Genomic DNA, 24,704 nt, shown 5'->3' with positions numbered 1-24,704 from the left:
CAGGTTTTACTATCAAAAACCTTTGTTTAGTTAGGTTAGAATGCTGATTTATTGTTTTTGTTGTTTAATTAATTCCCTTAGCTTAGAGTATTTTAGAAAAGTAATGTTCGCAGTTTGTACGCATATAACAAAGCCATTAAATCCATCTAGAAATCCAAATCTTAGAAAATAAGACTTAAAAAAAGCCCAAGTTGGATTAAGAATAATTTTCCAAATAGGAGCTTTTTTTCCTAGTTGATAGTAAGATTGTGCTGATATTGTAGAGAACTTATCTGTTTTAAGATTAAATTCCTGGTAGGTCGCATAATTCCAATGTAATATATCACCTTTTAGTTTTGAAGAAGCTTTAGGGGCTGTCAGTTTAAAAGAATCGTGAGGATTTATACCTTTCCACTCTCCCTTTCCTTTTATAAAAGCTCTTAATTTTTTATCTGGATACCAATCAGAGTATTTTATCCATTGCCCACAAAAATTATTATATCGATTCATATAGTATCCATCGTGAATCCAATTGGATTTTAATTTTATCAAAGAGTTCTGAAGTTCACAAGATAAAGCCTCATCACCATCTAATGATATAATGTGATCATTAGAAGTTTGAGTGATAGCAAAGTTTTTTTGTTCTATATATCCTAAAAATTTTTGTTTAATAAATTTTACATCAAACTGTTTACAGATTTCCTCTGTTCTGTCGGTAGAAAAGGAATCGACAATAACAATTTCATCAACCACACCCATTAAAGATGAGAGGCATCGCTCTATTTTTTTTTCTTCATTGTAAGTGATAATAACAGCAGAGAGTTTAACCATTCGGATACTTTAAGATTGATGCTTTATTTATAAAGGTATCGTGCAAAAATAGTTATTTTTACGGCAATGCAATCACCAGAAATAACAGTAGTCATAAGTACTTACAATCAACCAAAATGGTTGAGTAAAGTGCTGTTTGGATATGAATGCCAAAGTATAAAGAATTTTCAAGTAATTGTTGCGGATGATGGGTCAACAGAAGATACAAAGGAATTAGTTTTAAAGTTTTCTAAAAGAGTTAGTTATCCTTTAAAACATATTTGGCACGAAGATCAAGGATTTAGAAAAACAGTAATTTTAAATAAAGCTATTACAGTAGCAGATTCTGATTATCTATTATTTACGGATGGTGATTGTATTCCTAGAAAGGATTTTGTTGAAACTCACCTGCGGATGAGAAAACTCGGTTGTTTTTTGTCAGGAGGGTATTTTAAGTTGCCGAAAGATATTTCAGAATTAATTTCTGAACAGCATATAAAAAATCAAGAATGTTTTGATGCTAAATGGTTAATAAGTAAAGGGCTAAAATCTTCTTTTAAGCTAAATAAATTAACAGCTGATGGTTGGAAAGAATGTTTTCTTAATTTTAGTACACCAACTAAAGCCACTTGGGATGGTATGAATGTCTCTGGGTGGAAAAAAGATGTTTTATTGGTAAATGGTTTTGATGAGCGAATGCAATATGGAGGAGAAGATAGAGAGATAGGAGAACGGTTATTTAATCTAGGAATAAAGGCTAAACAGATACGTTATAGTGCGATTTGTGTGCATTTATATCACGAAAGAGGATATGTTCATCCAGAAATGATTACAAGGAATAAGGCTATAAGAAAAGTTACAAAACGAGATCAAGTGATTAGAACTCCTTTTGGAATTGAAAAGGACTAAAGATTTAAATTTTTAAGGAACGTTCTAAGTTTTGGGATTATTAATTCTGAAGAAAGATTTTTATATAATTCTAATGCATGATCTTTCATTTCTTTTGGAGTTTTATCTCCATATAATTCGGGCTTGGTGTCATAAAGATGTACAGAATCATGTGTAATACCATCTTCAAACATATTCCAGTCTTTTTTAATAATCCAAGGCGAAAAAATAGTAAAAGTTGGTTTGTCTAGAGCTTTTGCCATATTTACAGCTCCGCCTTCGTTTCCAATTAAAACATCGCAATGAGATAATATTGCTATAAATTCACGTAAACTTTTTCCGAATACATTAAAATGAATATGTTGTTGTGTGTTTTTTGTCGTTAAATCATAAATAGTTTTAGCATCTTCTTCTTGACTAGGGATATAGTTAAAAAGAATATTAGCTGAGGTTGTTGTCACAATTTCATCAATCACTTTGGCCATGTATTCGAAAGGTAATGTTTTCCTAATTTCGCTACCTACAACACTTATCATTATTAGCGGTGTATCCGAAGAAATTCCGTTGGTAGTTAAATATGCTTTAGAAATTTCCTGTTCTTTTTTTGTCAAAAATATTTTAGGACGAATTATGTTGGAAGTAAGTCTATCTTCAGGATATACCAACCGAAGTCGATTTTCTATTGCAATAGAAGCATCAGTAATAGGATCTGATTTTCTATAAACTACTTCAGAATAAATAAATTTGGTGTACCATTTATAAAAAGATATTTTTTTTGGAGCTTTCGAAAAGAAAGAAATAAGATTGCTTTCTAATTTTCCGTATGCATCTATAACCAAATCATATTTTGCCTTTTTGATTTCTTTTAGAAATGAATAAAATGCTTTTTTACTATCGCGATATTCATTTTTAAATTCAATAATTGTATTGAAAAAAGGGTTTTCTAGAGTTACTGGTTTTGTATTAGAATTTACTAAATAGTCAATCGTTGCATTTGGGTATTCTTTAGTTAGTGCTTCACAAATAATTGTACTTGTGAGTACATCACCGATCATTTTTTGCTGAATGACTAATATTTTCATTTATCTAACTATTGATTAAAAGAATGAGCTTGCCTAAAAGACAAGCTCACAAGTATACATATTTATTTCTAATTATACAGCTACATCATGCTCTCTCAAGGCATCATTTAGGGAAGTCTTTTTATTAGTACTTTCTTTACGTTTACCAATAATCAAGGCACAAGGCACATTATATTCTCCAGCGGCAAACTTTTTAGTATAACTTCCAGGTATAACCACCGATCTGGCAGGTACAACTCCTTTTCTTTCTACTGGTGTATCTCCAGTAACATCAATAATTTTAGTAGATGCAGTTAATACCACATTAGCACCAAGTACAGCTTCAGTTTCTACACGTACCCCTTCCACTACGATACATCTAGATCCGATGAATGCATTGTCTTCTATAATAACAGGAGCTGCTTGAAGTGGTTCTAAAACACCACCAATTCCAACACCACCACTTAGATGAACATTTTTTCCAATCTGAGCACAACTACCAACTGTTGCCCAAGTATCTACCATGGTTCCTTCATCTACATAAGCACCAATATTTACGTAACTAGGCATTAGTATGGTTCCTGGAGAAATATAAGCTCCATGACGTGCAACAGCATTAGGAACTACTCTAATTCCTTTTTCTTTATACCCTTTTTTTAATGGAATTTTATCGTGGTATTCAAAAATACCAGCTTCAAGTGTTTCCATTTTTTGAATTGGAAAATAGAGCACAACCCCTTTTTTTACCCATTCATTTACTTGCCACCCATCTTTTGTTGGTTCTGCTACGCGAAGTTCGCCAGCATCTAGTAAGTCGACTACTTTTCTTATAGCATCCTGAGTGTTTGACTCTTTTAAAAGCTCTCTATTATCCCAAGCTTTTTCTATGGTTTCCTTTAGTTGGTTCATTTATTAAAAATTTTCGTAAAGATAACAGCTTCATTCGAAAATCATATCCTCATTGAATATTTTAGGATACTCTTAATAATTAGAACTATTTTATAATAATGTCATACTTTTGCACAAAATATAATATGGCAAGGATTTTAGCAATAGATTATGGAGGAAAGCGATGTGGAATTGCTGTTACAGACGAGTCAAAGATTATAGCTTCTGGATTGACTACAGTAGATACTAAGGATTTATTGAATTGGTTGCAAGAATATGTTTCAGCAGAAGGTGTAGAGTTGTTTGTAGTAGGAGAACCCAAACGTTTGCACGGAGATCCTTCTGAAAGTGAGAAATTGATTCAACCATTTTTAGAGAAGTTGTCAAAAATGTTACCTAATATTCCTGTGAAAAGAATAGATGAGCGATTTACTTCTAAAATGGCTTTTGATACAATGATCGCAAGCGGAATATCCAAAAAGAAACGAAGAGATAAGGCATTGGTAGATCAAATTAGTGCAACTATCATCCTTCAGGATTACCTTTATAATTTGTAGAGGTAAATTTAAAAATAGAGAATAAAAACAGAGAATATTAATAATATGATTTTACCCATTGTAGCGTACGGCGATCCAGTATTAAAGAAAAAAGCAAAGGAGATTTCTAAGGATTATCCTAAGTTTTCGGAATTGCTTGAAAACATGTTCGAAACGATGTACAATGCTCATGGAGTAGGTCTTGCGGCTCCGCAAATTGGACTTCCAATACGTTTATTTTTAGTAGATGCAGAACCTTTTGCGGATGATGAAGAACTTTCTGAAGAAGAGAGAAAAACATTAACAGGGTTCAAAAAAGTTTTTATAAATGCTGAAATTATAGAAGAAACTGGAGATGAATGGGCTTTTACAGAAGGATGTTTAAGCATTCCAGAGGTTAGAGAAGATGTCTTTAGAAAAGAAACGATCAAGATTAATTATTTAGATGAAAATTTTGTGCAACATACAGAAACATATAGTGGTCTAGCTGCTAGAGTGATCCAGCATGAGTATGATCATATTGAAGGAGTTTTGTTCACAGATAAATTATCAAGTCTTAAAAAACGTTTAATTAAAGGAAAACTTACTAATATATCTAAAGGAAAGATTAGTGCTGATTATAGAATGAAGTTCCCTTTAGCTAAAAAAGGACGTTAATCGATTTTTAGAATTTACATAGAATTACAATACAATTTATGTTGGTTAATGTTTGATTTTTAAAAATGAACTACTGATATTTGCCAACTTTGAAGATAAATTTATGAGCTTAGACAAAATATTATCAATTTCTGGAAAACCAGGTTTATATGAATTAAAGGCGCAGACCAGAAGTGGTTTTGTGGCTGAATCATTAGCGGATGGAAAAAAACTTTCTGTTAGTATTCAAAATAACGTTAGTATTCTTAGTGAAATTGCAATCTATACTTTTACAGAAGAAGTTCCTTTAAGAGAAATTTTTAAAAGAATCCAGGAAAAAGAGAATGGAGAAAAAGCAATTAGTCACAAAGAGTCTAAGAATAAGTTAGAAGCTTATTTTAGCGAAGTATTACCTGATTATGATGAAGACAGAGTATATGTAAGTGATATGAAAAAAGTGATACAGTGGTATAATATTTTACAAGCTAAAGGAATTACTGATTTTGAAGAGCCAGAAGAAGTAACTTCTGATGAAGAAGAATAAAAAGTTTTTAGATAAACAAAAAACCCATCTCATTTAGATGGGTTTTTTGTTTTAGAGTTTTAATAATTCATTATCAGTTTTTTACACTGTTAAAGAATTATGGATAAGTTGCAGAAATATTGCTTTATTTTCGATACCTAGTTTGGGTTCTTCTTTGTATTTTTGCGCAAAATTTAAACACAACCGAACAAATAGTTAAGTTTACATGGCTAATACCAAATATGTTTTTGTAACTGGAGGCGTTTCTTCTTCTTTAGGAAAAGGGATTATAGCAGCTTCATTGGCAAAATTGCTACAGGCTAGAGGATACAGAGTTACAATTCAGAAATTAGATCCGTATATCAATGTTGATCCTGGAACATTGAACCCATATGAACATGGAGAATGCTATGTAACCGATGATGGTGCAGAAACCGATCTGGATTTAGGACATTATGAACGCTTTTTAAATACACCAACTTCTCAGGCAAATAACGTAACTACCGGAAGAATATATCAGAGTGTTATTGAGAAAGAACGTCGAGGAGAATTCCTTGGTAAAACCGTTCAGGTAGTACCTCATATAACGAACGAAATAAAAGAAAGAATTCAGATTCTTGGCAAGAGCGGGGATTATGATATTGTAATTACTGAAATAGGTGGAACAGTTGGTGATATTGAGTCCTTACCATATATTGAAGCTGTTAGGCAGTTAAAATGGGAATTAGGAGATACTAATGCTTTAGTCATTCATCTTACATTAATACCATACCTTTCTGCCGCAGGGGAATTAAAAACTAAGCCTACTCAGCATAGTGTTAAAACATTAATGGAAAGTGGTATAAAAGCTGATATATTGGTGTGTAGAACTGAACACGAATTATCTGAAGATCTACGTAAGAAATTAGCTCTCTTTTGTAATGTAAAAGAAGAAGCTGTTATCCAATCCATTGATGCTTCTACAATTTATGATGTTCCTAATTTAATGCTAGAAGAAGGATTAGATTCGGTAGTATTAAAACAATTGGTTTTAAGAGATGATAATGTTCCTAATCTAGATAAATGGAATAACTTTCTTGAGAGACACAAAAATCCAAAATGTGAAGTTACCATTGGACTTATAGGGAAATATGTAGAATTACAAGATTCTTATAAATCTATTTTGGAAGCTTTTATTCATGCTGGTGCAGAAAATGAGGTAAAAGTAAATGTAGAAAGTATACATTCTGAATATATCGATGATGAGACCATAGCGACTAAAATTGCGCACCTTGATGGTATATTAGTTGCTCCAGGTTTTGGAGAAAGAGGAATAGAAGGAAAAATAAAAGCAGTACAATATGCAAGAGAAAACAAATTACCGTTTTTCGGTATTTGTTTAGGAATGCAAATGGCAGTTATAGAGTATTCGCGTAATGTTTTAGGTTTAAAAGACGCGTGCTCTGTAGAGGTAGATGAAAACACAGCGTATCCAGTGATTAGTTTGATGGAAGAACAAAAGAATATCACAGATATGGGTGGAACTATGAGGCTTGGTGCTTGGAATTGTGAATTAGTTGAAGATAGCAAAGTGTCTGAAGCCTATGGATCATCTTTTATTACCGAACGCCATCGTCATCGTTATGAATATAATGATCAATATAAAGAACAATTAGAAAAAGCAGGGCTTAAAACAACAGGAGTAAATCCTAAAACAGGTTTGGTAGAAATTGTAGAAATTCCTGAACACCCTTGGTTTGTAGGTGTGCAGTATCATCCAGAATATAAAAGTACAGTAGCTAATCCTCACCCACTTTTTGTAGCTTTTGTAAAAGCAGCAGTGGTATATTCTAATAGCAATAAAGATGTCAAAGTGGCATAGTATCTCTAACTGGCTAGATAATTGACAAAAGAAAAGTAATATAATTTTAGAAAGCCTCTTTTTAGTCTAAAAGGATAGAGGTTTTTTTATACACATATCAATGGAAGAAAAAAAGTTTGACCTTAATACAGTAATTGGATTTGTACTGATATTTGGAATTTTTGCGTGGATGTTTTGGGTTAATAAACCTACTCCAGAAGAAATTGAGGCTCAAAAGGCAGAACAAGAACAAGCTGAAGCCCAAGAAAAAACTGAAGATAATAAGACGACAGATTTTGTAAAAGAAAGTGAAGCAATTGTGGCAAATCCACAAGATTCTCTTGCGGTGGTTGCTGCGAAATCTCAATTAGGTGCATTTGCGTATTCTGCTAGTTTGCCTTCTGCAAAAGAAAATGTTACTAAAATTGAAAATGAAGTTTTAAGTTTAAAGATTAATAATCGAGGAGGTTATATCCAAGAAGCATTACTAAAAAACTTTAAAACATATGATTCAGTTCCTTTATATCTAATTAAAGATGGCAAAAACGCTTCATTTAATCTTAATTTCGGAACAACGGATAATAGAATTTTAAATACAAAGGATCTGTTTTTCGAACCAACTGTTACTAAAAATGGGGATAATACTGTTTTATCTATGAAACTTAAAGTTTCTGATTCTAAATTTTTAGAATACCGTTATGAATTAAAGCCTAATAATTATATGTTGGATTTTTCAATTAAATCACAAGGATTACAACAGGTATTTAATTCAAGTCAGGTAGTAAATTTGGATTGGAAATTACAGGCTATAAGACAGGCTAAAAGTGCTTCTTACGAAAATCGATATACGGAGATTCTTTATGAGTATGATGGAGGGAAAGATGATTATACAGGACAAGGAGATTTTGCAGAGGATACCGAAGAAGAAGTAACTTGGGTAGGGTTTAAACAACATTTCTTTACTTCTGTTTTACTAACAGATACTCCTTTTAAAACAGCAACATTTGCTTCGAAAAATGTTGCTAATTCTAGTGAACTGGATGATAAAGATATTACAGTTACAAAAGAGTTTGCAGCCTCTATGCCTTTAGAACTTCAGGGAGGTGAGTTAAGCTATAATATGAACTGGTATTATGGCCCAACGGATTATAAGATTTTAAGTTCTTATGATCGTAACTTAGATGAGATTGTGCCTTTAGGATGGGGGATTTTTGGAGTGATAAATAGATATATATTTATTCCATTTTTTGGATTTTTAAGTGGTTTTCTACCGTATGGTATAGCTATAGTGGTAATGACAATTGTGGTAAGAATTGTATTGTCTCCAGTAACATATAAATCGTATGTTTCTCAAGCGAAAATGAAAATATTAAAGCCTGAGATTACAGAGATTAATGAGAAGTATAAGGATAATGCTATGAAAAAGCAACAGGAGACTATGGCTTTGTATAGTAAGGCTGGCGCGAGTCCTATGAGTGGATGCCTACCAGCGCTTATGCAGATTCCTGTATTTTATGCTTTGTTCAATTTCTTTCCTAGTGCCTTTGATTTAAGGCAGAAGAGTTTCTTGTGGGCCGATGATTTATCAAGTTATGATACAATTGCTAAATTACCATTCGAAATACCATTTTATGGTGACCATATTAGTTTGTTTCCAATATTAGCTTCTATTGCTATATTTATTTATATGATGATGACTACTGGGCAAACGATGCAACAGCAGCAGCCTGGAATGCCTAATATGAAGTTTATTATGTACTTGTCGCCTTTGATGATGTTGATTTTCTTTAATAATTATGCAAGTGGACTTTCCCTATACTATTTTATTTCTAACCTGATTACTATTGGTATTATGTTAGTTATTAAGAATGTGATTATAGACGAAGATAAAATTCATGCCAAGATTCAAGAGAACAAGAAAAAGCCTAAAAAGCAAGGTAAGTTCCAGAAGAAGATGAAAGAATTAATGGAGCAGGCAGAACAACAAAAAGCTAGTAAAAAGTAATAAAAACTTTAATATTTAAAAAAAGTCCCTTTTTCTAATTAGAAAAAGGGACTTTTTTTAAGCTTACTTACTGGTTTGTTAGTTTGGATTTATTGAAGGTAAATCTAACAAAACTTCGTCTATTACATGGATAACCCCATTTGTAGCCTGTACGTCTGTAAAAATAATTGTACTTGCACTAGCAGCATCATTTCCATCAAGTCTAATTGTTTTAGCCGTAGCATCGACTGTAATTTCTTTGGATAAAGTTGTAAGATTGCCATCTACTAAATCAGTTTCTCTAATATTGGTACTAGGCACAACATGAAGATTTAAAGCATCTGTTAATACTGTTTCATCAATATCTCCAGGAACAGTCCAGTCGGTATTAACATCTAGTAAAGCATCAAAAGCAGCGTTATTTGGAGCGAAAACTGTAAAAGGACCATCTCCTTGTAACGTAGTAACATAGTCAAAACTATAAGCGGTTAAAGCTTCTACCAATCTTGAGAAATTAGGATCTGCTGTAGCAAAAGTGGTTACATCAGGTAAACCAATTACTGCGTCTATTTTATGAATTATACCGTTAGATGCTGCAATATCTGGTGTGCTTACAGTTGCACCTCCATTAAAAACAACACCATTTGTAGTATTGTAGTACATACTAATGGTTGATCCATTAGGGCCAGCGGTTGAAGAAGTTTCAGTATAACCAGCTACATTGTTAGTAAGTGTAGTGGAACTAACTTCTCCAGGAATTACGTGATTTAATAAGATTTGTTGTAATTCATCTGTTGGGACAGCGCTAATATCTGCATAATTGTTCGCGGTTAGAAAGGCTTGTATAGCTGTATTTGTTGGAGCCAAAACGGTAAATGGTCCACTGCCATTAAGTATAGATACTAAATCTCCATCTGCAGCAGCAAGAGCTGTTACCAATAAAGATAAATCTGAGTCTGCAGTTGCGATAGCAACTATATTATCATCTGTGGGTATGATAACATTACCATCATCATCATCGCCACAAGAAGAAGCTGTTAAAATTAATGCTGTTATAACAATAGCATTGGTGATTTTTGAAATAATTTTCATTTTTTTGAGTTTTAAAAGTTAAAATTTGTTCAGATAAGCTAACGGAGTATTTATTTCATATATTTTCAATAATTTGTTAAACAAAAGTTAACAAGGTGTGGTTTTGAGATTAGTTAGTTGTTTTTTTAGAAGTTTTAATGTTTTTTTTGTAGGATTTTTTTAGATAAAAAAATAAAATATTTTCTTTTGATTATATTTTTGATGAATATTGGTATGTTTTTTGGATTATCAAATTACTAAAAATGAAATAAAACCATGCGAAATAGATTTTTGTTTTTCGTTTTTACTTACATAACCGCTATAGGATATGCTCAGAAGTTTAACTCTTTTGATGCAGATGGTAAGAGACATGGAAAATGGCAAAAGAAATATGAGAATAGTGATCAACTTCGCTATGAAGGAACTTTCGATCACGGCAAAGAAGTTGGAGAGTTTAAGTTTTATAAACCAAATAGTGGAAAAATGCCAACAGCTATTAAAGTTTTTTCTTCCGATAGTGATAGTGTGCAAATAAAATACTTTACTGTTAAAGGAAAGGTTATTAGTAAAGGAAAAATGTTTGGTAAGCAAAGAGTTGGAGTATGGACTTATTATCATAAAGGATCCTCTGAAATAATGATGACTGAAGAATATAAAGCTGGAAAATTAGATGGAGAACAGAAAACATATTTTGAAAATGGTCAGCTAACCGAAAAAATAATTTATACTAACGGTAAAAAGCAAGGTAAACGAATAGTATATTCCCAGAAAGGAGTTTTAATTAAGGAGTTTACTTATGTAGATGACCAATTACATGGAATTACTAAATACTATGATGTAAAGGGAAAAGTTAAAATAGAGGGTACTTATAAAAGGGACCGTAAAGATGGAGTGTGGAATTATTATGAAAATGGGAAGTTATTAGAACAGAAAACATTTCCTCTTGGAAAAACAGGTTCATAGTATCAATTTTTAGAATCGATAGATAGATAAAACCTTAGAGCAATGCATAAGCATTGCTTTTTTTATTTATTATTTTTGCAGATAATTTTTAAAATAAAGATTTCTTCATTTTTTGAAGATATTAAGTAAAGAAAGCGTTGGTAATGAAAAGGGTTATTGTAGGTTTATCAGGAGGAGTAGATTCAAGTGTAGCGGCATATCTTTTAAAGGAACAAGGATATGAAGTGATAGGTCTTTTTATGAAAAATTGGCACGATGATTCTGTTACTATTTCTGACGAATGTCCATGGTTAGATGATAGTAATGATGCTTTACTTGTAGCAGAAAAACTGGGTATACCTTTTCAGACAGTTGATCTTAGTGAAGAGTATAAAGAACGTATCGTGGATTATATGTTCAACGAGTATGAAAAAGGAAGAACACCAAATCCAGATGTACTATGTAATCGAGAGATTAAGTTTGATGTTTTTTTAAAAATAGCAATGTCTTTAGGTGCGGATTATGTTGCAACAGGACATTATTGTAGAAAAGATACAATAATAAAAGAAGGAAAAGAGGTACACCGCCTATTGGCAGGAAAAGATCCTAATAAAGATCAATCTTATTTTTTATGCCAATTATCACAGGATCAATTATCAAAAACCCTTTTTCCGGTTGGTGAATTACTAAAACCTGAAGTAAGAGAGATTGCAAAAGAACAAAATCTTATTACCGCGGATAAGAAAGATTCACAAGGGTTATGTTTTATAGGAAAAGTAAGACTCCCAGAATTCCTTCAACAAAAATTACAACCAAAACAAGGAGATATTATTGAGATTTCTTGTACAGAAGAAATGTATAATAGAACGATTCCGAATTTTAATTCTAAAAAAGAAGAATTAGAGTTTCTTTCTTTAAAATATCAATACAATATCGCTGATGGGAAAGTAGTTGGGCAACATCAAGGGGCGCATTATTATACCAAAGGACAACGAAAAGGTTTGGCAGTAGGAGGTACTCCAGAACCATTGTTTGTTATCGAAACTGATGTGAATACTAATGTGATTTATACTGGACAAGGTAAAGCACATCCCGGTTTATATAGAAGAGCTCTTTTTATTAGTAATGAAGAATTACACTGGGTGCGATCAGATATTAAATTGCAGATAGATCAAGAATTAGATGTAATGGCAAGAATACGATATCGACAACCTCTTGATAAGGCAACTTTATATCAAGTAGATTCAGGTATGTATATTGTTTTTAAAAACCCTCAGAGTGCAATTACAGAGGGACAATTTGTTGCTTGGTATATTGATGAAGAATTAGTTGGGTCTGGAGTAATTTCGTAAATTGTAAAGATTTTTAAACTTCAATGCTATGAGAAAAATAATTATCCTTCTACTTTTTTGTATTACTCAATGGGGAATTGCGCAGACTGAAGATGCCTGGGTGTATTTTAAAGATAAGGAAGATGTAGCTAATAGTATAGCAAATCCTTTATCTATTCTTACACAAGAGTCTATTGATAGAAAAAGTCTTCATAATGTCGTAATAGATGAGAAAGATGTTCCTGTAAATGAGGGATATATATCAAAGGTTAAAAGTATAGAAGGAATCACAGTACTTGCTAAGTCTAAGTGGTTTAATTGTGTTTTTGTTAGAGGTACTCAGTCTGATATTAATGATTTATTGAATTTGAATTTTGTAGTTGAGATAGATTATGCTGATAATTCTTTAGATACAGGTACACCTATAATTCGTAAAAGGGATAATTTTTTTCAAGAGAGTAATAAATTTGAAGTTAATACTACATTTGATTACGGTAGTGCTGCTCAACAAATTCAACAATTGAATGCTGATTACTTGCATGAATTAGATTACACAGGTTCAGGAATGATTATAGCTATTATGGATTCTGGTTTTCTTAATGTTGATACCATGGAAGGGTTTAAACGTATTAGAGATGAAGGTAGATTGTTAGCTGGGTATGATTTTGTAAGACGAGATGATGATGAGTTTTCCTTTTCGGGAAATACGCATGGAACACAAACTTTTAGTGATATTGCAGGTTTTATTGATGGAGAATTTGTGGGAACAGCTCCAGATGCCAAATATCATTTATTTATAACAGAAGATATAGTAACAGAAGGACCTAAAGAAGAATCATTATGGGTAGAAGCAGCTGAAAGAGCTGATAGTTTAGGAGTAGATGTAATTAATACTTCTTTAGGATATTCTAATGGTTTTAGTAATCCAGCTTATGAGTATAGTGTATCCGATATGGATGGAAAGACTACCTTTATTACTAGAGGAGCAAATATGGCTTTTGAAAAAGGGATGTTATTAGTTTCTTCTGCTGGTAATTCAGGAAATAGTAGTTGGGGTATTATAACCGCTCCAGGAGATTCTGAAGGCGTGCTTACTGTTGGAGCTGTTGATGGAGCAGGTAATTATGCATCATTTAGTTCAAGAGGTCCTACAGCTGATAATCGAGTTAAACCAGATGTAGTGGCAAGAGGATTAGCTGCTACAGTTTTAATATCAGATAATTCTGTGGCTAGTAGAAGTGGGACTTCTTTTAGCGCTCCAATTATAGCAGGAGCAGTAACTTGTTTATGGCAGGCTTTTCCATCTATGACAAATGCAGAAATTATGCAATTAATAAGAGAATCAGCATCATTATATAACAATCCTAATACTCAATTAGGGTATGGAATTCCAAATTTTAGGACTATAGTGGAAAATTTATCGGTTGATGAAAATTTATCAGATGATTTTAGAATATATCCAAATCCTGTAAATGATAGATTGTTTTTTGATTTTACAACTGTGGAGTCAGTTAAAATTAGAATTTTTACAGCTGAGGGCAAATTAGTCAAATCAGAAAGTTTGAAAAGTGGAAAATCTATTGGGCTAAATGATTTGTCAAGCGGTTTATATTTAATAGAATTGATTTCTGGTACCTCGCGTCATACAATGAAGATATCTAAAAACTAATGAATAAGGTCAAAGAACTTTTTAAAATCGAATATCCTATTGTTCAAGGTGGGATGATTTGGGCAAGTGGATGGAAACTTGCAAGTGCAGTTAGTAATTCTGGAGGTTTGGGACTTATTGGAGCAGGTTCTATGTACCCAGATGTATTAAGAGAACATATTCAGAAATGTAAAAAAGCAACGGATAAGCCCTTTGGCGTAAATGTTCCTATGTTATATCCAAATCTTCAAGAAATTATAGAGATTATAATTGAAGAAGAAGTTAAGATAGTTTTTACATCTGCAGGTAATCCTAAAACATATACTTCTTATCTTAAACAGAAAGGTATTACTGTGGTACATGTCGTAAGTAGCTTGAAATTTGCTATGAAAGCACAAGATGCCGGAGTAGACGCTGTTGTAGCTGAAGGTTTCGAAGCAGGAGGTCATAATGGAAGAGATGAGACAACTACCTTGGCATTAATTCCCATGGTAAAAGAAAAGATTAGGATTCCTTTAATTGCAGCTGGAGGTATTGCCACAGGTTCTTCTATGTTTGCTGTAATGGCATTGGGAGCTGATGGAGTTCAGATTGGTAGTAGGTTTGTCGCAAGTGAAGAAGCTTCTTCTCATCATAGCTTTAAACAAATGGTGGTTGATGCTAAGGAAGGTGATACACAGCTTACATTAAAGGAGTTAGCTCCTGTAAGAATGTTGAAAAATAAATTTTATAATGATGTTGCGGCATTGTATGATAAAGGAACATCATTAGAAGAGTTAAAAACATTATTGGGTCGTGCAAGAGCTAAAAAGGGAATGTTCGAAGGAGATCTGATAGAAGGAGAACTTGAAATAGGACAGGTATCAGGCTTGATTAATAATATCAAACCAGTTGATGAAATAGTGAAAGATCTAGTGTCTAATTTTAAAGAAATACAGAGAACAATGAGTGAAATTCAACTTTGATTACTTGGTTTTAGAAAATACTAAATCCAAAATGTATTTCTTACAAATATTTAAGTATCATAGGAGTTTAATTTTTTCATGAGTATTCCCTGTATACCATCTTACATCACGCTTTTTTTTAGATGCACTGCTAATTGAGTCATCGGATTAAAATGTCCGTCAGCGTATATACAAGCAAAAAGAATTTTAATAGAGTGCATATAAATTGTATTACTGTTAAGAGAACTTCAAATCTATAGTTTTTTTATAAAAAATTACTTTTATTCTTAAATTATAAGGAGCATGATATTATCCTTATTTTTGAAATAAAACTATACAATGAACTCTAGGGAAAATCAATTAAAAGCTTTTGATAGGTTGCTTACTATAATGGATGAATTGCGAGAGCAATGTCCATGGGATAAAAAACAGACATTACAGTCACTTAGGCATCTTACTATTGAAGAAACTTATGAACTAGGTGATGCGATATTAGATAATAATTTAAATGAGGTTAAAAAAGAGCTTGGAGATTTACTATTACATATAGTTTTTTATGCTAAAATAGGAAGTGAAACTAAAGATTTTGATATTGCAGATGTAGCCAATGAAATATGTGAAAAATTAATTAGTCGTCATCCTCATATTTATGGTGATGTAGAAGTAACTGATGAAGAAGATGTAAAACGAAATTGGGAGAATTTAAAACTTAAAGAAGGTAAGAATAGTGTTTTGGAAGGTGTTCCTAAGTCTTTACCTGCTTTAGTCAAAGCAAGTCGTATACAGGATAAGGTTGCAGGAGTTGGTTTCGATTGGGAAGAGCCACAACAGGTTTTCGAAAAACTAGAGGAAGAATTAGGAGAACTTCAAGACGAAATTGAAAAACAAGATGCTGATAAGATAGAGTCTGAGTTTGGCGATGTATTATTCTCGATGATCAATTATGCTCGTTTCTTAAATATTAATCCAGAGGACGCGTTAGAACGAACCAATAAAAAGTTTATAAAACGGTTTCAGTATTTGGAAAAAAAAGCAAAAGAAAAAAGTAAGAGTTTACAGGACATGACACTTGCCGAAATGGATGTGTTTTGGGAAGAAGCGAAAAAAATATAATATAATGATGCTTTTTTTCCATTTTTCGGATAATAAAAATTATAATTTTATTGATATTTTGTAAGTTATTTACGGTAATACCATATTTTTTTAAAATAAATTTTAGTTTCAAAACTGTTGATTTTATTGAGTTTTTTAGTAAGATATTATCGGGAGACGCTCTATTGTGAAAAAATTAAGAAAAAGTTGTCGTAAATTAGAATCAATAATTATTTAGTAATAATTGTGTGGCTAACTCAAAAAAATATATAAAAATATCTTTACTAGGTATCTTTGTTTTATTTTCCATTTCTTCAACCATATATGGTTTTGGTAGCAATGGAATAATAGATAAGGAGAATACTTTGTCCTACACTCAAGATAGGTATGATACTAAAGAGCAATATCAATCTGTAATTGATAGATATCTTAATGCATTAGAAGAAAAACAAGCGGATTCTTTATCAGTATTTCAGAAGTTGGCTTTTACCTATTCCGAAATGAGAGAACCGGAGCTTGCCGTACAATATATTGATAGGTATGTGAAAGCAAGTTTGGATATTTCTTTTGCAGGTCATAGTTTCTTTAATAATATAAGTGACTCTGAACCTTATCAGCTATTAGCAAATAAGTATCTCAAAAAAGTTGATTTGTGGTCGATTTTTTGTTTGTATGTCGGTTTCATTGGTTTTTTTGTTGCGATAGTTCTAAATCTTAGAAAGCGTTCGGACAAAGTGGCGAATCTTTTAATGAGTTTTTTTGTATTACTACATTCCTTTTTTATTCTACATATCTGCGCGCTATTGACAAATTATCAATATTATTTTTCACATAGTTTGTACATATCTACTTCTTTTTCATTTTTATATGGTCCTTTAATTTATTTTTATTTTAAAAGAGTTATTAATAAATATGTTTTTAAAACTATAGATCTTTTACATTTAGTTCCTACTGTATTATTAATTGTATTCTTGTTGTTGCCAGTATATTTTTTATCAGCAGAAGAAAAATTAAAAATGATGTTAAATGGTACCGTTCCGCATGGTGCTTTAATCACTATTGTGAAATTGATGTCACTTATGATTTATGGCGGATTGGTTTTAAAAATTTATATTAAGTCAATTAGAAACAAGAGATCAGTTTTACGTTTTGAATCTGTTTGGCAAAGAAATATTGTAATTTTTTGTTCTGTATATATAGTCACATATAGTATTTATGCATTTTTAATTATTTCTAAAATTTACAGTGGTTTTCTATTCAATATGCAGGTTGGATTAATGGCGTTATTAGTATTGTATGTAAGTTATACTGCTTTTGTTCAACCTAGTATTTTCGGAAGCCTAAAGGTGATCAAGACTAAGCCACAAAATAAATTACCTGTTACTAAGTATGTAAAATCTGGACTTACGGAAAGCTTATCTGCAGAATTAAAAGAAAAATTACTGTATTTATTAAACGAAGAAAAAATCTATAAACAAAATAATATAACCCTTCAAGGGCTCTCAGAGTTAATGGACACAACGAGGCATAATACTTCTCAGATAATAAATGAACATTTTAATTTAAACTTTTTTGAGTTAATTAATAAATATAGAATCGAAGAAGCAAAAGAGCTTTTAAAAGGTGAAAAGCATAAAAAATTTAATATTATTGATATCGCTTATGAAGTAGGTTTTAATAATAAAGTTACATTTAATAAATCCTTCAAGAAATACAATAATATTACTCCTTCTGAGTATGTTAAATCTCTCGTTGCCTAATATAGAATTAAAGAGACATAACTATTTCTTTTATTGAGATTGGTTTTAATAATAAAGTTATGTTTAATAAATCCTTCAAGAAATACAATCATATTACTCCCTTTGAATATGTAAAATCTCTTTGCCTCGTATAGTATCACCGAAAATTTGTCTATAGAATTAAAAAGAGGTAATTATTTCTTCTATTGAATGACAATAATGGTATACGTTAAATAATAGTACACTTCAGATTCTTTCCTATATGTATACTATAATGTTGTAAAATACTTATTTAGTTTAATAAGTATACGAATCCTTTTTTTCTGAATTAACCAATAAGTTTTAAGCTAAAGAAACGCAATATTTTTAATAGTATAGATATAGTTTATGTGTTTGGTTTCAATAACTAGGTTGTGCTTAATAAATCCTTCAAGAAATACAATCGTATTAATACATTCAAGTATGTAAAATCTCTTATTGCTTAATTTTCCTAATATTTTGAGTAAACTTTCTTCGGAAAAAGTAAAGTTTATTCGGTAAAGGTAAACCTTGATAAGGGTTACCCGACTTTATGATTTCTATTACTTCTTTTGTACTGTAATCATAAAAAGGATAGGCAATTTCCATATAAGCTTTGTTCAAGTTTTATGAAATGTAGTATTTGAGTTAGCCATCAAGATATTCTTGCCTTCCTTTTATGATTGCATTATTTCTTTTAAAATAACTATTGAAAATTTTAATTTATGAAAGTACATCAATACAAGTTGCTGGTGCTTGCTTTTTTCTTGTCAAGCATTTCATTAGCACAACAAAAAACAATTTCCGGTACAGTGGCGGATGATTTGGGGGTTCCGTTACCTGGAGTGAATATTGTAGTTAAGAATACAACAAACGGAACACAAACCGATTTTGACGGTAATTATACAGTCACCGCGAATCGAGGAGCTATTTTGGTTTTTAGTTATGTAGGGTTTTCAACCCAAGAAATAGTAATAGCTGACAATAATACAATTAATGTTGATTTGGTAAAGGATGCAGCACAACTGGAGGAGGTAGTTGTAACAGCTTTTGGTATTACAAGAAATTCCAAAAAACTTGGTTATGCAGTGAGTACGGTTCAAACAGATGACGTTCTTGAAAATTCCGAACCAGATTTGATTCGATCATTAACTGGTAAAGTACCAGGGGTTAATGTTAATCTATCTACGGGAGTTGCAGGAGCATCTAATCAGATCAATATACGTGGAGCGACTACTTTAGGAGGAGCAAGTCAGCCATTGATAATTGTAGATGGAGTTGCATATGATAACTCACAGGTAACAACATCTAGTCAGACTACTGGTGGTGGAGGGTATGAATCCGGATTATCATCTTTGGATCCTAATAATATAGCATCTATTACAGTATTAAAAAGTACGGCTGCGGCAGCATTATATGGTTCAAGAGCTACAGGAGGTGTTATTGTGGTTACAACTAAAACAGGAGCGACCAAAGGTCCAACTAATAATAAACTATCAGTATCATTATCTTCAGGAACTTATTTTGAAAATATTGCAAATTTACCAGAGTATCAGAATACCTATGGTAATGGAGTGAATTTTAGTTATCTAAATGCTAATGGTTCCTGGGGGCCTAGATTTGATTCCTTGGCAACCATTCCTACTTGGCCAAATATTTTAGCTGCATTTCCTGAGATTGGTCCTACAGTTCCTTATGAAGCACAACCTGATAATGTTAAAAACCTTTTTAAAACAGGAACTGTTTTTGACAATTCTATCAATCTATCGTATAACGGTGAAGACGGAAACTTTAGCGTGACTGTTTCTGATTTGAATCAAGATGGATATATACCCTTTAATACATATGACAGAACATCAGTAGCAGCTGGAGGTAATTTTAAACTTCGTAATGGTGTTAAGGTAGGAGCTTCATTAAGTTATTCAGAAACCGAACAGATAGGAGGCTTTTTTGGTAACAATCAATTCGCTGGTTCTGCTTCTTCTTTTGCAAGAACATTATGGTTGGGTAGAGCTTGGGATACTTCAATACCTTTTGAAAACCCTGTTACAGGAGCATCAGTTACACCTAATAATGGATGGGATCATCCGCTATGGTCATGGAAACACGACCAGATTATTACGGATACAGATAGAATAGTTGCTAATGTAAATTTAGGATATGATTTTAATGATAATATATCTGTAACATATCGTGTTGGTTTCAACAAGTATAACTTAAAAAGAAAACAAATAAGGGATTTGGGTTCAAGAGCTAATAATGGTCTGGGATCTATTACAACTGATGATTTTATCAATGAAGATTTAGAATCGACGTTATTAGTTAATTTTAATTATGATCTAACTGAAGATATAAACCTTACGGCTATATTAGGAAATAATGTATTGCAAAATACAACCGAAAGAGTGGCTTATTTAGGAACTAATTTTAAATCTCCGGGAATATTTACAATAGCAAATAATATTAATGTGTCTAACTTACAAGATTCATCTGCAAGATCACGTAATATAGGTGTATTCGGTGATATAAGTTTGTCATACAAAAATTACTTATTTCTAAATGCAACAGGGCGAAACGATTGGAGTTCTACCTTACCTAAAAGTAATCAATCTTATTTCTACCCTTCAGCAAGTTTATCCTTAATATTTACTGATGCTTTTAATTTGGATAGCCAAGTGTTGACATTTGGTAAGTTAAGAGTTGGGTATGCTTCTGTTGGTAATGATGCAAGTGCAGAATTTTTAAATAGAACATTTGCTTCAGGAAATCCTTTCAGTGGAATTCCAGTTATTGGTAATAATACATCATTAGGTGATCAGGATATTACTCCTGAATTTACGGATGAGATAGAAATTGGAACTGATCTCGAATTCTTTAATCAAAGAGCAGTTATTGATTTTAGTTGGTATAAAAAAACCACTACAGATTTAATTTCTCCCGTAAGTGTTCCTTCTTCTAGTGGATTTACAACCTTTAATACTAACATTGGAGAAATGCAGAATACAGGGATAGAAATTGGACTTACACTGGTTCCGATAAGAACAGAAAACTTTAAATGGGATTTATTTACAACATTTACCAAAAATGAAAATGAGGTTACAGAATTAGTTGATGGATTGGAAAGAATTCAATTAGATCCTAATCAAGTAGCTCATGCGATCGTTGGTCAACCGTTTGGGGTGTTTTATGGATCTCGATTTGCCAGAGATGATGAAGGTAATTTCCTTATTAATCAATCAGGAGGTGGAATCGTTCAGGACTTAGAAAATGGAATTGTAGGAGATCCTAATCCAGATTTTAGAATGAGTTTTATTAATACGATTTCTTATAAGAATTTATCCTTAAGAGCACAGGTAGATTGGAAAGAAGGAGGAGATATCCAGTCGATTAGTATTAATTCATTATTAGGTAGAGGAGTTACAAAAGATACTGAAAATAGAGAGCGTACTTTTATCATACCAGGTTTTTATGGTGATAATCAGGGTAATCCCATTTTGGATGCTAATGGTAATAAAATACCTAATACTACGCAAATAGATACGAATGAATTGTATTTCTCACCAGCAGGAGGAAACACATTTGGGATCAATACAGTAGCAGAAGGTTCGGTTTATGATGGAACCGTATATAGGTTGAGAGAATTAAGTTTAACTTATGATTTACCCAAAAAGTTTTTGAAAACTACTCCATTCGGAAGAGTAAGTTTAAGTCTTTTAGGTAATAACCTTTGGTATTTTGCACCAAACGTTCCAAAGTATACCAACTTTGATCCAGAAGTAACAAGTTTTGGTTCTTCCAGGATTCAAGGAATTGAGAACTCGTCTGCGCCCACATCAAAACGATATGGTTTTAAGCTTAATGTATCCTTTTAAAAAAAAACGTAATGAAAAATATATTATATAAATGGAAATTTTTTATCGCTATCTCATGTTCGTTGATGATCTTGAGCTGTAGTGATTACTTAGATGTCGACACGGATACGGATAATCCTACCGTAGCGCCCATCAATCAATTGTTAACCGGTATTGAAGTAAATATAGGTTCAGTTGCGGACTTTCAGTTCTTTAGTGCAGATATACTTCAGGTATATACACATCAATTTACTGCTAGAGAGGAGCAAGATCAATACGGTACTAAAGCTGATAATCTTTTAATGAATAATGACTGGAATAATGTGTACCTAGGACTCACAGATATCGAGACATTAATTTCACAGGCAACAGAAACGGGAGATTTGGTGTATGTTGGATATGCAGAAATATTAAAGGCGTATCTTATGTCGGTGGCTGTAGACCTTTGGGGAGATGTGCCTTTTTCTGAAGCTACTATATTAGAACAGGGTACGGTAAGTCCTTCTTTTGATGACCAAGAGGTAATATACCAAAGCGTTTTAGACTTAATCGACGCGGGAAAAGCAAACATTCAAACTGGAGAAGGAGTAGCTCCTAGTACAGATGATTTATTTTATGGAGGGTCTAATGCTCAATGGATTAAGTTTGCTAATACTTTAAAGCTAAAGCTGTATAACCAAATACGTCTTTCTTCTTTATTCAATCAGACAGATTTTAATGCATTAGTGGCAGAAGACAATTTTATGTCGTCTAATGCCGATGATTTTCAATTTAATCATACTGCGGCACAAGCTCCATCAGATGAGCGTAATAGACTTTTCTTAGATGCTTATGGAGGTGCACAAGTAACGAAATATGCAAGTCCATGGTTTTATGAAATTTTAATAGGAGTAAATCCTAATATTCATACAGGAAATCCAGATCCTAGACTACCGTATTATTTTGTTAATCAATTATTACCAGGTCAATTTCCGAGAGATCAAGGTGATAGTGTTACTGGTGACCCTAATGCGGATTATTGGGATTCATCAACTGGTTTTTTTAGTATTCGTTTTGGTAGTATAGGACCAGATAGAGATGGAGCAGTACAAAATGATGCAACTTTTCCAGGGATTTTTCCTTGTGGAGGAAGATATGATGATGGAGCAGGATTTGCTAGAACAATAAATAGTGGTACTGGTGTTGCTCCTAAAAGAATTCTTACCTATGATGAATTTCTTTATATACAAGCAGAACTTATGCAGGTTGGTTTAATAACAGGCGACTCCGGAGTGAAATTAAGAGAAGCAATGACAGCTAGCTTTGCTAAAGTTGATCAGGTTGTTGCAGGAACGGGTACTTCACAAACAGTACCAGTACTGGCAGGGTCTGCTGCAGTAACGACTTTTATGGATAATATAGATACAGAATTTGCTAGTGCAAATATGGATAAGCAACTTGAAATTATTATGACTCAAAAATGGGTGGCGACTTTTGGAGATCCGATGGATCAATATAATGATTATAGAAGAACTGATTATCCAGTGCTTGCAGACCCTAATGGATCTTCACCAGAGTATCAATTAGATAATGGTGATGGTTTTCCGTTGGTTGATAATTTAACAGTACTTAATAATAATTTTCAGGTTTCTTTTTTCTGGCCGCAAAGAGAGCTAAACCTAAATCAAAATGCACCAGAACAAAAGGACCCAACGACTTTTAAAATATTTTGGGATAATTAATAAAATAAGATTTGGAAATGAACCAACATATTGGTGAATTCCTTCTGACGATTAATAAACTCTAAATTTTAACAGATGAAAAAAATAAAAATAATAACATTTATATTAATAATAGCAGGATTAATAAGTTCCTGTGAAAATGATGGAGGCACTTCTTTTGTTCCATTAAACGATGGTGCTGTCCCTAATATGCAAAAGTCAGCGACAGGTGAGAGCATAATAGACCTTGTAAAAATCAATAATAATGAACCAGTAAATTTAGAATTTAGTGCAGAAATTGCGCAAGGAAATCCGGCATCGGCTGATATTGTAGCTGTATACCAGACAATAGCGGGGCCTGTTTATTATTCGGTTTTGTTTAGTGATGTTACTTTGCCTATGGATGTTACGATGAGCACAGATGATATTGTCGGTGCCTTTGCAGAAATAAATAATTCATCAGATATTAAGCTTGGAGATGTCTTGTTTATTACTACTAGATTTACTATGCCGGATGGAACAGTGCTAAATATATTAAACGAAGATGGTACAAGTAATACTGGTAGTAATATTCAAACAACTGTATTGTTTACAACCGTTATTAGTTATCCGGTATCTTGTCCAACAATGTTGGAAGGTAATTATACGTCGACTGTTGTAGCATCAAACCTTTCGATACCTGCTAATTTCATAAGCCCGCAACAAGTTACAATTACTCAACCATCTGCTGGAACATATGTTTTAAATGATGGTACTGCAGGTATTTTTGGAGCCGCTACTCCAATTGGACTTCAATTTACTGATGTGTGTGGGACAATAACTGTTGCAACGCAGTCAACATCTTTTCCAGGTCAAGTTGATTTTGATCAAGGAAATGGTACTAATTTGGATCCAGTTACCGGTATCATTACGTTAGAATTAGCTTACACAAGTGGTTCCTGTTGTGGACTGCCTGGTATCACATATACCTTAGAGCTTGTGCCTAATTAATGAGATTAATTTGTTGCAGTTTATTGTAAAATAAGTGGATCAAGTTACTATAGAGATAATGTAGTCTTTGATAATAACTTGATCCAACAATAAAAAATAAAATGGTTTTTATATCAAACTATTTTTAGCTAATGCTGATGTATAAGAGAAATGATAAGTAACGTAATGCATTCGATAATGATAAACTAAAAATTCTTTGTAAATAATTTGTTTATAGGTAATGTAAAGAGTGT

At 32.3% G+C, this 24,704-nt stretch carries 19 protein-coding genes; 15 read left to right on the top strand and 4 right to left on the bottom strand.

Going from position 1 to position 24,704, the window contains the following annotated elements; translation table 11 throughout:
- Positions 1-48 precede the first annotated feature (48 nt).
- A complete protein-coding gene (locus NMK29_RS14095; protein ID WP_108803609.1) occupies positions 49-810 on the bottom strand; it encodes a glycosyltransferase family 2 protein in 762 nt (253 codons plus the stop codon).
- A gap of 66 nt (positions 811-876) precedes the next feature.
- Here NMK29_RS14095 and NMK29_RS14090 point away from each other — a divergent pair, with 66 nt between their 5' ends.
- Positions 877-1,698: a glycosyltransferase family 2 protein gene (locus NMK29_RS14090; RefSeq protein WP_108803610.1), complete on the top strand. Its 822-nt coding sequence runs from the start codon at positions 877-879 to the stop codon at positions 1,696-1,698.
- Here the strand turns inward: NMK29_RS14090 and NMK29_RS14085 are convergent.
- Positions 1,695-2,759 (bottom strand): glycosyltransferase family 9 protein, encoded by a 1,065-nt coding sequence (locus tag NMK29_RS14085; RefSeq protein ID WP_108803611.1) that lies wholly within the window; start codon positions 2,757-2,759, stop codon positions 1,695-1,697. The two genes, NMK29_RS14090 and NMK29_RS14085, sit on opposite strands and share 4 nt — an antisense overlap.
- A 72-nt stretch (positions 2,760-2,831) precedes the next feature.
- Complete coding sequence (locus NMK29_RS14080; protein ID WP_027392229.1) at positions 2,832-3,647, bottom strand: 2,3,4,5-tetrahydropyridine-2,6-dicarboxylate N-succinyltransferase; 816 nt, start codon at positions 3,645-3,647, stop codon at positions 2,832-2,834.
- A gap of 125 nt (positions 3,648-3,772) precedes the next feature.
- Between NMK29_RS14080 and ruvX the strand changes: the two genes are divergently transcribed.
- From ruvX to yidC, 5 genes are all read left to right on the top strand, one after another.
- Positions 3,773-4,183 carry a Holliday junction resolvase RuvX gene (gene ruvX / locus NMK29_RS14075; protein ID WP_108803612.1) on the top strand — a complete coding sequence of 137 codons (411 nt, stop codon included), beginning with the start codon at positions 3,773-3,775 and terminating at the stop codon, positions 4,181-4,183.
- 45 nt (positions 4,184-4,228) lie between these two features.
- On the top strand, positions 4,229-4,819 hold the full coding sequence (def, locus tag NMK29_RS14070; RefSeq protein WP_027392227.1) for a peptide deformylase: 591 nt from the start codon (positions 4,229-4,231) through the stop codon (positions 4,817-4,819).
- 103 nt (positions 4,820-4,922) lie between these two features.
- Positions 4,923-5,342: a DUF5606 domain-containing protein gene (locus NMK29_RS14065; protein ID WP_027392226.1), complete on the top strand. Its 420-nt coding sequence runs from the start codon at positions 4,923-4,925 to the stop codon at positions 5,340-5,342.
- A 205-nt stretch (positions 5,343-5,547) separates the two neighbouring features.
- Positions 5,548-7,182: a CTP synthase gene (locus tag NMK29_RS14060; RefSeq protein WP_108803613.1), complete on the top strand. Its 1,635-nt coding sequence runs from the start codon at positions 5,548-5,550 to the stop codon at positions 7,180-7,182.
- 100 nt (positions 7,183-7,282) lie between these two features.
- A complete protein-coding gene (gene yidC, locus NMK29_RS14055) occupies positions 7,283-9,166 on the top strand; it encodes a membrane protein insertase YidC (protein ID WP_108803614.1) in 1,884 nt (627 codons plus the stop codon).
- A gap of 78 nt (positions 9,167-9,244) precedes the next feature.
- Here the strand turns inward: yidC and NMK29_RS14050 are convergent, their stop codons facing one another.
- A complete protein-coding gene (locus NMK29_RS14050; protein WP_108803615.1) occupies positions 9,245-10,237 on the bottom strand; it encodes a fasciclin domain-containing protein in 993 nt (330 codons plus the stop codon).
- Between the two features lie 255 nt (positions 10,238-10,492).
- On the opposite strand from NMK29_RS14050, the gene NMK29_RS14045 reads away from it, so the two are divergent.
- From NMK29_RS14045 to NMK29_RS14005, 9 genes are all read left to right on the top strand, one after another.
- Positions 10,493-11,179 carry a toxin-antitoxin system YwqK family antitoxin gene (locus NMK29_RS14045; protein ID WP_108803616.1) on the top strand — a complete coding sequence of 229 codons (687 nt, stop codon included), beginning with the start codon at positions 10,493-10,495 and terminating at the stop codon, positions 11,177-11,179.
- A 143-nt stretch (positions 11,180-11,322) separates the two neighbouring features.
- The gene (gene mnmA, locus NMK29_RS14040) at positions 11,323-12,510 is read left to right on the top strand and encodes a tRNA 2-thiouridine(34) synthase MnmA (protein WP_108803617.1); all 1,188 of its coding nucleotides are present in this window, start codon (positions 11,323-11,325) and stop codon (positions 12,508-12,510) included.
- 28 nt (positions 12,511-12,538) lie between these two features.
- On the top strand, positions 12,539-14,158 hold the full coding sequence (locus tag NMK29_RS14035; RefSeq protein WP_108803618.1) for a S8 family serine peptidase: 1,620 nt from the start codon (positions 12,539-12,541) through the stop codon (positions 14,156-14,158).
- Entirely contained in the window at positions 14,158-15,102 is a 945-nt protein-coding gene (locus NMK29_RS14030) for a nitronate monooxygenase family protein (protein WP_108803619.1), read from the top strand. The genes NMK29_RS14035 and NMK29_RS14030 overlap by 1 nt, the downstream gene beginning before the upstream one ends.
- Before the next feature lie 318 nt (positions 15,103-15,420).
- The gene (mazG, locus tag NMK29_RS14025) at positions 15,421-16,194 is read left to right on the top strand and encodes a nucleoside triphosphate pyrophosphohydrolase (RefSeq protein WP_108803620.1); all 774 of its coding nucleotides are present in this window, start codon (positions 15,421-15,423) and stop codon (positions 16,192-16,194) included.
- A 227-nt stretch (positions 16,195-16,421) separates the two neighbouring features.
- The gene (locus NMK29_RS14020) at positions 16,422-17,933 is read left to right on the top strand and encodes an AraC family transcriptional regulator (RefSeq protein ID WP_108803621.1); all 1,512 of its coding nucleotides are present in this window, start codon (positions 16,422-16,424) and stop codon (positions 17,931-17,933) included.
- Between the two features lie 722 nt (positions 17,934-18,655).
- Positions 18,656-21,802, top strand: a complete 3,147-nt coding sequence (locus NMK29_RS14015) for a SusC/RagA family TonB-linked outer membrane protein (RefSeq protein ID WP_108803622.1) — start codon at positions 18,656-18,658, stop codon at positions 21,800-21,802.
- An 11-nt stretch (positions 21,803-21,813) separates the two neighbouring features.
- Positions 21,814-23,502, top strand: coding sequence for a SusD/RagB family nutrient-binding outer membrane lipoprotein (locus NMK29_RS14010; protein WP_108803623.1), 1,689 nt, complete (start codon positions 21,814-21,816; stop codon positions 23,500-23,502).
- Positions 23,503-23,577: 75 nt separating this feature from the next.
- A complete protein-coding gene (locus NMK29_RS14005) occupies positions 23,578-24,471 on the top strand; it encodes a hypothetical protein (protein ID WP_108803624.1) in 894 nt (297 codons plus the stop codon).
- Positions 24,472-24,704 lie beyond the last annotated feature (233 nt).

Source organism: Aquimarina sp. Aq107 (assembly GCF_943733665.1).
Classification (GTDB): Bacteria; Bacteroidota; Bacteroidia; order Flavobacteriales; family Flavobacteriaceae; genus Aquimarina.
Note: the sequence above shows the minus strand (reverse complement) of the source record. Positions and strands in the feature narration are given on the sequence as shown.